Below are 12,147 nucleotides of genomic sequence, written 5' to 3' on the forward strand. Positions count from 1 at the left end.
CGAATGAATGATTAGTGATCGGACCCGTGTCCCACACGAAGATCACCCGTGCGGCCCCCGGCATCGCACGCAGTCATGCACGTCGACGGACCAATGAGGCTCAACTTCCTTTCTTCTGCGGGAAATTGTCCGGACTCCTCACATCGGCAAGTCCTCCGAGGCCCCCGCGACGGATGGCCCGGCACTCCCGGTACGCAGAATCTCCTACGTGCTCCACACCCTCCTCACGGATGCCTCCACCCCGTGGGCACGTACACATTTCGTTCGTCACTGAATTCACCAAGCCCGGTGATTCCAGCGATTCGCGGTCCGCCCCGAGGAACGCACATTGGAAGGTGGGGTCGTCCCCTCGATGCCCCCTCTTCTCCGATAAAGAGATCATTCGGCTACTTCACTGAGCCGCGGGCACCTCCGCAGAAGACGTGCACCGCACATGACTGCCATTCAGGTGATCGCTCGACCCGTCCGCCGTTCCGGCTGCCCCGCCGTATATATAACGGGGCAGGTCCTGCAACAGACCATGGGAGATCCACATGGTAATCGCCGCGCCGCTTCCCCAGCCACGCGAAGAAATCCAGAGCACCGAGACGGCCCAACCCACAAGACGCAGAACGGGGCCGTGGTGGTGGCCGTGCGTCCTCACCCTCGGCCTGAGCAGCTATGGCCTCACCGGCTCTCTGCTGAGCCGCGACGAACTGGTCACCTGGGACGTGGTGAACCGCGACACCGGCCAGATCCTCGCCACTCTCCAGAACGTCGACGCCGTGCACGGCACCTATTACCTGCTGATGCACATGTGGGTGAGTCTCTTCGGTGATTCCGTCATTTCCATGCGACTTCCCTCGGTGCTTGCCATGGCCGGAGCCGCCTCGATCACGAGCCTGATCGGAGACCGGCTCTTCGGGCGCCGCGCCGGAATTCTCGCCGGAATTATTTTCGCCCTCGTCCCCGCGGTGGCCCGCTACGGGCAGGAGGCGCGCAGTTATGCGCTGGTGATCCTCATGGTCACCCTCGCGACACTCCTCGTCCTCCGGGCTCTGGACAACCCCCGCAGTCCGTGGCGTTGGGCCGCCTACGCGCTCACGCTGACGGGCGTCGGTTTTCTCCACCTCGTCGCACTGTCCGTCGTACTGGCCCACGCCTGCGTGCTCGCGGCACACACACGACAGAACCGCTCCGTGTGGTGGAAGTCCGCCCTGGCCCTCCTGGCCGTTGCCGCCTGCGTCACCCCGCTCGCCCTGTTCGGCCGTTCCCAGGCCCACCGTCAGCTGTACTGGGTCCCGAAGCCCGATGTATGGGCGCTCTCCACCATCTGGCCTGAAGTCTTCGCATCCGGCCTGGGCTGCGGAGCGCTGATCGCCCTCGCGTGCCTGGCCCGCCCGCCCCGCAAGTCCTCAGCGCTCCTGTGTGCCGCCTGGGCCGTTCTACCGTCCGTCCTCGTCTGGCTGGTCTCCCACGGAGACATCTCCTACTTCCGTCATGTGTACCTCCTCTTCACCCTCCCGGCCTGGGCACTCCTCGCCGGCGCCGGCCTCGCCGCGACCCTTCACTCCCGGAAGGCAACCGCAGCGCTCCTCGTGGCACTGGCCGTCCTCACGCTGCCCGACCAGAAGCGCATGAGGGAGCCGTTCGAGCACAACGCCCCCGTCCCCCTGGACTACGCCGCCGCGGCAGACCTGGTCGCGAAGGACCACCAGCCCGGCGACGCCGTCGTCTACGACCGCCAGGACACCTGGAAGCTCGACAGCGGGATCCAGTACTACCTGCCCCGCGACCTGAAGATGCGCGACGTGTTCCTGGCCAAGACCCCCACTGCCATCAACGATCTGTACGCGGTCCAGTGCGCTGTCCCGGACCTGTGCCTCAGAGGCGAGCAGCGCATCTGGCTGCTGACCCAGGGCGTCGGCGCGGACCCCTTCGACGGCATCAACTCGGAGCAGGCGAGCGCTCTGCGGACTCGGTACCGAGCGGCCATGAGCACGCCCGTGACGGGGATGACCGTCACCTTGCTCGTGCGCCAGGGGAAGAGCTGAACCACCTGTGGGGCTCAGCCCGGTTCCTCCGGAACCCACGACCGTTCCGGAGGATCGTGCGCCGTTGTCCGTGACAACGTACGTCACCCGGGGCCGAACAGGGGAAAGCGGGCGGTAACCGGCGGGTCGTGGCTGCGCCCCGTTCCGCCGTGCCACTACGGGTGGGGCATGGCACTACTCTCTCCTCCCGCCGCCCAGGACACTCGCGGTGTTCCCGCCCCCGAAACCGACCACGAACGGTGGCTGACATCGGTCGGCCTATGGCTGTGGCCTTCGGTGGTCACCCTGGTCGTGGCCACCTACCGGATCGGCGAACCGCTGCTCGGTCGCGACGAGTTGACCAGCTGGGACATGTCCGGCCGCAGCATCGGCCAGGTGCTGGCCACAGTCCAGCACGTGGACGGAGTACTGAGCACCTACTACCTGATCCTGCACGGATGGAGAGTCCTCTTCGGGGACTCGGCCGCGTCTTTGCGGATGCCCTCCGCATTGGCCATGGCCGGCGCTGCCGCTTGTGTGGCACTGATCGGGCACCGCCTGTTCAGCCGCCGCGCCGGAGTGGCCGGCGGCCTGTTGTTCGCCCTCGTTCCGGCGGTGAGCCGGTTCGCTCATGAGGCCCGCCCCTACGGCCTGGTGATGCTGGCCGTGGCCCTGACCGCACTGCTGCTGCTGCGGGCTCTGGACCGCCCGGGCAGCTCGTGGCGGTGGGCGGGTTACGCCCTCGGCTTGGTGACCGTGGGACTGTTCCATCTGCTCGCGCTGACGTGTCTGACCGGGCACCTGGTTCTCATGGCTCTGCGGGGCCGACGCGAGCGTCGGGCGTGGCGGAGCTTCTGGCTCGCGGTCCTGGCCGCTCTGGTCGCGCTGAGCCCGGTGGTGGTGCTGGGCAGGGCACAGACCGTCCGGCAGATCTGGTGGATCGCCAAGCCGACGGCCTGGAGCCTGGTCGACATCTGGCCGCAGCTGTTCTACACCGGCCCGTGCGCGGGGACGATGATTCTGCTGGCCATGGTCGCGTGCCGGGAGCGCCGCGACGCCGTCCTCTTCTGCGCCGTGTCGGCCGTGGCGCCCGTCCTCCTCATCTGGGCCCGCTCCCACGGGGAGATCTCGTTCTTCTACTTCCGGTACATGCTGTTCACTCTGCCGGCGTTCGCGGTTCTCGCCGGGGCCGGACTCGCCGCCGCGGCACGGTCCCGGCTGATGCTCACGGCGGCCTTCGCGGCCTTCGCTCTGCTCACGGCATCGGAACAGGAGTCAATGCGGGAGCAGCTCGGGCACTACTGGTCGGGCGGCCCCGACTTCGCGGCCGCCGCGCAGACCATTCAGAAGTACTACGCTCCCGGCGACGCGGTCGCATACCCCAGGAGAGAAGAGGAAGCCATCTCGCTGGGCGTCCGCTACTACCTCCCTCGCGACCTGGAGCTGCGCGACGTGTTCCTCGCCGAATCGCCCACCCGGCGCAACGATCTGGCGGCGACCGAGTGCCCGCAGCCGGCCCGATGCCTGCGGGGCGAGAAGCGGATCTGGTTGGTGGTGAGGGGGAACGAGACGGATCCGCTGAACGCGCTGACCCCGTACCAGTCGGCGGCTCTGCGCGCCCACTACACGGTATCCGGGGTCGAGCGTCCCAGCGGTCTGGCAGTGGCTCTGTTGGTACGCACCTCGTAGCGGCGTCGGCCGCCTGATGTCCAGCCCGTGCGGTGGTACCCGAATCTCCTGATCTCCTTGCAGGTCAGCGGCAGTTGGATTCCGTGCCCTGGCAGGGCCGGGCACCGCACGGGCCCAGCCCGCGTCGCGGCTCGCCAGGCGATGCCTTGCGCCTCGAGGGCACCTCGCTGCGGAAGTCGCCCGTCCGGGCCGGGACATGTGCGCTGCGCCGCATCAACTTCAAGGCGGACTGGCCTGTTTCACAGGCTCGCCCTCGGCGACGGAGTCATCGCCCTGGCGCACCGGCGCCTGCCGGACACGCCGCACGTGCGGGCCGACGCCCTGATCGTGGTTCGTGCCGCCGTCGCAGTGGTTCGCTTCGCACTGCTGCGGTTGTGGGTGTTCAGGGCCCGGCAACACACCGGCGTGGCGTGTCTGCGTACCCCTGACCTGCACCGGTGTATAGGTTCGCGAACGATCGTCCACAACGGCGGAATGAGTCCAACCGATGAGCGCGATGCCGACCGTTATCCCTGCCCAATCCGCACAGCGCGACAGCACACTTCCAGCCGGCCCGCCGCCCCTGCAAGAGCGATCACGCAGGCTGGTACGGCGCTATGGGCCGGCCGTCGGATGCTACGCGGTATTGAAAATGGCCGGCTTCGCGGTCTTCATGTGGCTGCTCGACTACTCCGGCTACTACCTCACGAAGTCTCCGCACCTGGGCGGGGGCGCCCACCCCTGGGACGTACCCGGTTCCTTCGACGGTGGGTGGTACCAACAGATCGCACAGTTCGGGTACGACCCACAGCTGGTGCCGATCACCAATTCCCCCTGGTACACATTCCACGAGAACTCGGCCGCCTTCTTCCCGCTCTACCCGGGCCTGATGCGCCTGGTCTCCGAGATCACCGGCCTCGGCCTGTACGGTGCCGGAATGCTGGTCGCGGTGGTTGCTTCGCTGTTGGCCGCAGCCGGTGTCTTCGCCGTGGCGGAGCGGCTCGGCGGGGTTCGGGCCGGTGTGATCGCGGCCGGCCTCTGGGCGGTCATGCCGGGATCCGGCGCGGAGTGGGCGGTCTACTCGGACTCCACCTTCGTCGCGCTCGCCGCGTGGTGCTGTTACGCGGTGATGACCGGGCGATGGATCACTGCCGGGGTACTCGCCCTGACGGCCGGGCTCAGCCGGCCGACCTCGGTGACCCTGATCGCAGCAGTGGGCCTGGCGGCACTCGTAGCACTCTTCCGGGACAGGGACCAAGTCGCGCGCCCCCTCATCGCGATGACGCTGGCGCCGCTGGGGCTGTTGGGGTACGTGGGGTGGGTCGGCTGGCGGATGGGCGACTGGGGCGGCTACTTCAAGCTCCAGCGCGGCGCCTGGCTGCACTTCTTCGACGGTGGCCGGTTCACTGTCGTCACCATGCGGAACATCATGCTCGGGCACGACGACTACGTGTTCGCCGCTCCCGTCCCGGACCTCCTGGCCGCGTTGATCATCCTGGCACTGCCGGTCCTGATCGTCCTGTTGGTGCGACTGCGCCCACCCGCCGTCCTGATGGTCCACACCCTGGCCACCGTGGCGGTCCTCGTCGGCAACCAGCAGATCTTCTCCAACGTCTCGCGCTTCCTGCTGCCCGCCTTTCCGTTGCTCATCCCGCTCGCCATCGCCCTGAGCAGGCTCCGCCGACCCGCGTTGGTGACTGTGCTCGGCACCTGCGCTCTCGCCTCCGGTTGGTTCGCCGGATTCGCGATCTTCGAGCTCGGGACCCCATAGCAACGACGGCCTGCAGGCGGCCGACCGGAGTCGGCCGGCGTCCATGCATGAGGCCGGGGCCGCACCGTACGCCGTTGTACGGAGCGGACCCCGGCCTCTGTTCGCCGCGTTCGTATGACGTCATGTTGTAAACGCCCCTGTGGCGGGCCGCTGGGTTGTCAGTTGGGGAACGACGACACGGCATCCGTTCGATTTGCAGGCCTGGGCCGAGTCCAGCGGCCTGGCGCCGGGCGTGGACCCATCGGCCGTCAAGAAGGGCTCTCACAGAACCATTAGCGGCCCCTGTCTGGTCGTGGATCCCACCGAAGTGTGCCGTGCCCGAATCGTCCAGGGCACGGCACACATGCGTATAGAGCTTCGACCAATCAGACCGCTCCTCTCGACCAATCCGGCGATCATTCCGTGTGCCTTCCATATTTGACATCCGATCAGCCCAAAGATTCCGATGAGGTTCGAATGCGCCTCTGGAGGTCACTCCATTCGTTCCACAAGGAGCAATTCATGAGTCCTGAAAACAGGACCCCATCAACCGGCCTTGGCCCGCTTCCGCAGCGGGGCCGAAGGCTCGCTGGCGCCACGATGGCGACACTCGCCCTCGTGATGCTGAGCTTCGCCACCCCCGCACTGGCGGGTCCGCCGACGGGCAAGATCGGCGGCGACGACTGCAGGGACGGCAAGAAGGCCGACGGCACTCACCTCGCGGTAGGTGCGGTAGGTGAGGACGGCCGGTGCAAGGAAAAAGGCAAGACGGGCCCGACCGGTGCCACGGGAGCCAAGGGAGCCACCGGAGCCACGGGAACCACCGGAGCCAAGGGAGCCACGGGAACCACCGGAGCCACCGGAGCCACCGGAGCCACGGGAGCTACGGGAACTACGGGAGCTACGGGAGCCACGGGAGCTACGGGAGCCACCGGGCCGTGCATCGAGTGGGACTCCGTCATCACGGATGGTACGGAGTACGACGCCGTCATCTTCGGTGGGAGGGTGTTCGCCTCTGCAGGGCCGCCCGGCACCCCCGAGGGGCCCGGCGGCTTCATCATCGTGGGCGATACGCCGCCGAACCTCTGCGCCCTCGGGGTAGCCGTCGACCCGGGAACGACTTCCTCACCGGACGACAACACCTTCTACATCAAGGGGGTGGACACCGCAGGTTTCGCTCACATCACCACGTGCACCGGGACGAACCCGAACCTCGTTTGTGCCCCGTTCCCGCCCACGCCGACCGCCGCGCTCCGCTCCCACAAGCCGCCTCACGGGTCGGTGTCGGGCGCGCCACGGAACGGCGCGGATCTCTCCTTGAAGGGCCTGAAGACGGGCAAGGGTTTCCTCAGGGACTGAATCGCCGGCCACAGCCTCATGGAACCGCCACATGGGCCGGGGCCCGCTCCGTACCCCGTTGTACGGTGCGGGCCCCGGCCCATTGGACGACGGTGCTGTCACCGCGGCCGGTCTTGACGACGTCGCAGGTCAGGGCAAGTCCGACCGGCCGCGGAGTTGTACGGGGGCCTCAGCCCAGGCGCTCCACCAGGGCGCGGTACTCGTCCCACAGTTCCTTCGGGGTGTGGTCGCCGAAGGTGTTGAGGTGCTCGGGGACCAGGGCCGCCTCCTCGCGCCACACGTCCTTGTCGACCGTGAGCAGGAACTCCAGGTCGGACTCGGAAAGTTCGAGGCCGTCGGTGTCCAGGGCTCCCTTGGCCGGCAGGATGCCGATCGGGGTCTCGACGCCCTCGGCCCTGCCCTCCAGGCGCTCCACGATCCACTTCAGGACGCGGCTGTTCTCGCCGAAGCCCGGCCAGACGAACTTGCCCTCGTCGTTCTTGCGGAACCAGTTGACGTAGTAGATCTTCGGCAGCTTGGACTGGTCCTTGTCCTTGGCGACCTCGATCCAGTGGGCCATGTAGTCGCCCATGTTGTAGCCGCAGAAGGGGAGCATCGCGAAGGGGTCGCGGCGCAGCTCGCCGACCTTGCCCTCGGCCGCGGCGGTCTTCTCCGAGGCGACGTTCGCGCCGAGGAAGACGCCGTGGTTCCAGTCGAAGGACTCCGTCACCAGCGGAACGGCGGTGGCGCGGCGGCCGCCGAAGAGGATCGCCGAGATCGGCACGCCCTTCGGGTCCTCCCACTCCGGCGCGATGATCGGGCACTGCGAGGCCGGGACCGTGAAGCGGGCGTTGGGGTGGGCGGCCGGGGTCTCGGATCCGGGCGTCCAGTCGTTGCCCTTCCAGTCGGTCAGGTGGGCGGGCGCCTTCTCGGTCATGCCCTCCCACCAGATGTCGTTGTCGTCGGTGAGGGCGACGTTGGTGAAGACGGCGTTGCCCCACAGCGTCTTCATCGCGTTGGCGTTGGTGTGCTCACCGGTGCCGGGCGCGACGCCGAAGAAACCGGCCTCGGGGTTGATCGCGTACAGGCGGCCGTCCTCGCCGAACCGCATCCACGCGATGTCGTCGCCGATCGTCTCGACCGTCCAGCCGGAGATCGTCGGCTCCAGCATGGCGAGGTTCGTCTTGCCGCAGGCGCTCGGGAAGGCCGCGGCGACGTACTTGGACTCGCCCTGCGGCGGGGTCAGCTTGAGGATCAGCATGTGCTCGGCCAGCCAGCCCTCGTCACGCGCCATGACCGAGGCGATACGCAGCGCGTAGCACTTCTTGCCCAGCAGCGCGTTGCCGCCGTAGCCGGAGCCGTACGACCAGATCTCGCGGGACTCCGGGAAGTGCGAGATGTACTTGGTCGAGTTGCAGGGCCAGGGCACGTCCTCCTGGCCGGGCTCCAGCGGGGCGCCCAGGGAGTGGACGGCCTTGACGAAGAATCCCTCGGTGCCGAGCTCGTCGAGGACCGCCTGGCCCATGCGCGTCATGGTGCGCATGGAGACCGCGACGTACGCGGAGTCCGTGATCTCCACGCCTATCGCCGAGAGCGGCGAGCCGAGCGGGCCCATGCAGAAGGGCACGACGTACATCGTCCGGCCGCGCATGGAGCCGCGGAACAGGCCCCTCTGACCCTGGAAGATCTCCCGCATCTCCGCGGGCGCCTTCCAGTGGTTCGTCGGACCCGCGTCCTCCTCCTTCTCGGAGCAGATGAACGTCCGGTCCTCGACCCGGGCCACATCCGTCGGGTCGGAGGCGGCGTAGTACGAGTTCGGGCGCTTGATCGGGTCGAGCTTCTTGAAGGTGCCCTTGCGGACGAGCTCATCGCACAAGCGCTCGTATTCGGCCTCGGATCCGTCACACCAGACCACGCTGTCCGGCTGCGTCAGTTCGGCGATCTCGTTGACCCACGAGATCAGGTCCTTGTGCTGGGTGGGGACGGTTGAGGGAGCCGCGATGTCGCGCGCCACGATCGCTCCTAGATGAGGGATTTTGTGTTGATTGCCCCGTGGGGGCTGCGACCCGGATGCTTCGTAGCCGCTCATCCGGTGCCGACCGCACTCATTTGATCATCCGACGAGATTGCGCATCTGTCCAGAGGACGTCACACCTGAGCGGAGTGGGGATCGCCACATGTCGCCGCGTTTCTTTGCGTGCACGTAGAGTTCGACAGAAGGATTTTTTGCGCGGTGGCCGTACCCGCACAGTTCGGACGGGCCGGGTGATATCGGTCGCACTCTGATCCACAACTTACGGTTCCGTAGGTACCATGCCGCGCATGACTGCGTCCGTCCCCGACGCGCCCACGGACTCGCCGGCAGCCGGCCGCGGCCCCGTAGCGCTCTCCTTGCCCCACCCGGTGAAGCCGAAGCTCCGCGGCTGGCTGCACCTGGGGATGTTCCCGGCCGTACTCGTCGCGGGCCTCGTCCTCACGGCCCTGGCGAACTCCACGCGCGGCAGAATCGCCTGCGGGATCTACGTGCTGACCGCCTGCCTGCTCTTCGGCGTGAGCGCGCTCTACCACCGCGGCAACTGGAGCCCGCGCATGGACGGCGTGCTGCGCCGGCTCGACCACGCGAACATCTTCCTGATCATCGCAGGCACCTACACCCCGCTGACCCTGCTGCTCCTGCCGGGCACGAAGGGGCAGTGGCTGCTGTGGGGGATCTGGGGCGCCGCGGCGGCAGGCATAGCCTTCCGGGTCTTCTGGGTCGGCGCGCCACGCTGGCTCTACACGCCCTGCTACATCGCGATGGGATGGGCGGCGGTCTTCTTCCTCCCGGACTTCATGCGGGCGGGCGGGATCGCGGTGCTGGTGCTCATCGTCGTGGGCGGGCTGCTCTACAGCGCGGGCGGCGTCATCTACGGCATCAAGCGGCCGAACCCTTCACCACGGTGGTTCGGCTTCCACGAGGTCTTCCACTCCTTCACGCTCGCCGCGTTCGTCGTGCACTACGTGTGCATCTCGCTGGTGGCGTACCAGCACACGTAGCCGGACACTGCCGGAGTTACCGTGCGGTAGCTCCGGCGGTCCTTCTTCGGCGCTCGCTTCCCGGCCTCCGCCGCCTTGGAGACCGCGTCCCACGCCCGTCCACCACGGGCCGCTCAAAGCTGACCAGCCCGTCGCGCCAAGCCGGCGCAGGGCCGGACAGCGCGGCCAGGACGCGTCACACAATGTAACCGCCACGGCGCGCTTCGCACGTCCGGGACGGGTCGCCCTCTAGGGTGTCCGACGCCAGACGTAGGGGGCGAACACGCCCATACCAGGGTGGAACGACTCGGAGGCGGGCGCAGATGACCACCGTCGACCAACAGCCGGACCAGACCTCGGTGGTGACCGCCGAACCCGCCACCATCCCCGGGCAACGGCCACCGGGCCGGTTCCGGCGCATCGCCGGGCCGATCACCCGCGCCGTCCGGCCCTTCGACATCGCCGTCTCCGTGTTCTTCCTGCTCGTCACCCCACTCCTCTACATGAACCTGTGGGGCGACCTGGACCACCAGTACCTGACCGACTCGGGACCGGACCAGAACCAGGCCGAGTGGTTCATCGCGATCACCGCCGAGAACGTCGCGCACCTCCACAACCCGTTCTTCACCACCGTCCAGGGGTTCCCCGACGGGGTGAACCTGATGGCCAACACCGTCATGCTCGGTCTCACCGTGCCGCTCGCACCGATCACGCTGGCGTTCGGGCCGACCATGACCTACGCACTCCTGCTGACGTGCGGCCTCGCGGCGACGGGCATCACGTGGTACTGGGTGCTGCGCCGGTGGGCGGTGCGCAGCCGTCCCGCAGCGGCGGTCGGTGCGGCACTCGCCGCCTTCGCCCCGCCGATGATCAGTCACGGCAACGCGCACCCCAACTTCATGCCCTTCTTGATCCCGCTGATCGTCGATCGGGCGCTCTGTCTGTGCCGGGGTGACCGGGTGGTGCGGAACGGAGTGCTGCTCGGCCTGTTCACGGCCTACCAGATCTTCATCGGCGAGGAGGCGCTGCTGCTCGCCGCGGTGGGGATGCTGCTGTTCGCCGCCGCGTACGCCCTCGCGGACCGCGGTCGCGCGCGGAACGCCGTGAAGCACCTCCGAAAGGGCCTCCCCATCGCGCTCACCGTGTGCCTGACGCTGGTCGCAGGATCGTTGTACTTCCAGTTCTTCGGACCGGGCAGCTACAGGGACGTGCCGCACGGCCCCGTCGTCAACAGCCCGCTGTCCTTCCTGGAGTTCTCCGGACGGTCGCTGGCCGGCGACCATGCGATCGCAGACCGGTTCGCTGTGAACCGCATGGAACAGAACGCCTTCTACGGGTGGCCGCTCGCCGCCCTCGCCCTCGCGATCGCCGTCCGCCTGTGGCGGCGGCCGTTGGTCAAGGCACTGGTGTGCACCGCGATCGGTGGGGCAGTGCTCTCCATGGGGACACGCATCCAGATCCCCGGCACCCACGTCGTCCTGCCCGGACCATGGCGGCTGATCTTCGACCTGCCTCTGTTCGGGTCGGTCATCGAGAGCCGGTTCGGCATGGTCTGCGCACCCGCGCTGGGCGTTCTCGTGGCGCTGGCTGTGGACCGCCTCGCGGCCACGCCCGACCTCCGGCTGAAGGTGTGGGGGCTCGCCGCCGTCGCCGCGGCCCTGCTGCCGATCGTGCCCACCCCGTACCCCACAAACGCCCGGCCGCCCGTGCCGGACTTCATCGCCCACGGGACATGGCGCCGGTACGTCGGCGAGGGCCAGACCCTCGTCCCCGTACCGCTCGCCCACTCGTACACCACCGAGTCGCAGCACTGGCAGTCCGCGACCCGCATGGCCTTCACCATGCCGGGCGGTTACTTCATGGCGCCCAACGGCCCCGAACACATCGGTAACTACAACCCTGAACCCCGTCCCACCTACAGGCTGCTCGGGACCGTGTACGCGAGCGGGAGGGTCCCGGAGATCGGCCCGCAGCAGAAGGCCGAAGCCGAGGAGGACCTGACGTACTGGAAGGCGGGCGTCGTCGTGCTTGCGCCGGGGTTCAACGCCGCGCCCCTGTACGAGACCCTGAAGCAGCTCCTGGGCCGGGACGGCACCCTGGTCGGCGGGGTCTGGGTGTGGGACGTGGATTACGGCACGTCCGCCGCTCGGACCCAGGAAGGCGAACGGCCCGGGACCGCCTGAACCGGCCCGGTTCCCGTCGGCGAAGGGCCCGGCTCCGGCCGACGGTGACGGGGACGACCGTCATCTCAGCACTCCCCATGGCCACGGCTTGTCAGCCGTGGCCCTCCCTTTTTGTGCGCCCGGAGAGGCTGTTCCTGACTGCAGCTTCATTTTGAGAGCTACTGTCACTTCGCGGTTACTG

Annotated in this window: 7 protein-coding genes; 6 read left to right on the forward strand and 1 reads right to left on the reverse strand. The window is 68.0% G+C overall.

Going from position 1 to position 12,147, the window contains the following annotated elements; all coding sequences use genetic code 11:
* Nucleotides 1-533 precede the first annotated feature (533 nt).
* The 4 genes from ACFYZE_RS11845 (at nt 534) to ACFYZE_RS11860 (ending at nt 6,789) form a co-directional block, all read left to right on the forward strand.
* Nucleotides 534-2,033, forward strand: a complete 1,500-nt coding sequence (locus ACFYZE_RS11845) for a glycosyltransferase family 39 protein (RefSeq protein ID WP_388991337.1) — start codon at nt 534-536, stop codon at nt 2,031-2,033.
* Between the two features lie 168 nt (nt 2,034-2,201).
* Nucleotides 2,202-3,701, forward strand: coding sequence for a glycosyltransferase family 39 protein (locus ACFYZE_RS11850; protein WP_388991339.1), 1,500 nt, complete (start codon nt 2,202-2,204; stop codon nt 3,699-3,701).
* A gap of 631 nt (nt 3,702-4,332) precedes the next feature.
* Nucleotides 4,333-5,451, forward strand: a complete 1,119-nt coding sequence (locus ACFYZE_RS11855) for a hypothetical protein (protein ID WP_388991341.1) — start codon at nt 4,333-4,335, stop codon at nt 5,449-5,451.
* Nucleotides 5,452-6,030: 579 nt separating this feature from the next.
* Nucleotides 6,031-6,789, forward strand: coding sequence for a hypothetical protein (locus tag ACFYZE_RS11860; RefSeq protein ID WP_388991343.1), 759 nt, complete (start codon nt 6,031-6,033; stop codon nt 6,787-6,789).
* Between the two features lie 169 nt (nt 6,790-6,958).
* On the opposite strand, the gene ACFYZE_RS11865 is transcribed toward ACFYZE_RS11860, so the two are convergent.
* Nucleotides 6,959-8,782, reverse strand: coding sequence for a phosphoenolpyruvate carboxykinase (GTP) (locus ACFYZE_RS11865; protein ID WP_388991345.1), 1,824 nt, complete (start codon nt 8,780-8,782; stop codon nt 6,959-6,961).
* A 308-nt stretch (nt 8,783-9,090) separates the two neighbouring features.
* Here ACFYZE_RS11865 and ACFYZE_RS11870 point away from each other — a divergent pair, with 308 nt between their 5' ends.
* The gene (locus tag ACFYZE_RS11870) at nt 9,091-9,804 is read left to right on the forward strand and encodes a hemolysin III family protein (RefSeq protein ID WP_388991347.1); all 714 of its coding nucleotides are present in this window, start codon (nt 9,091-9,093) and stop codon (nt 9,802-9,804) included.
* 302 nt (nt 9,805-10,106) lie between these two features.
* A complete protein-coding gene (locus ACFYZE_RS11875) occupies nt 10,107-11,966 on the forward strand; it encodes a glycosyltransferase family 2 protein (protein ID WP_388991349.1) in 1,860 nt (619 codons plus the stop codon).
* Nucleotides 11,967-12,147 lie beyond the last annotated feature (181 nt).

The organism is Streptomyces sp. NPDC001796, from assembly GCF_042892355.1.
Classification (GTDB): Bacteria; Actinomycetota; Actinomycetes; order Streptomycetales; family Streptomycetaceae; genus Streptomyces.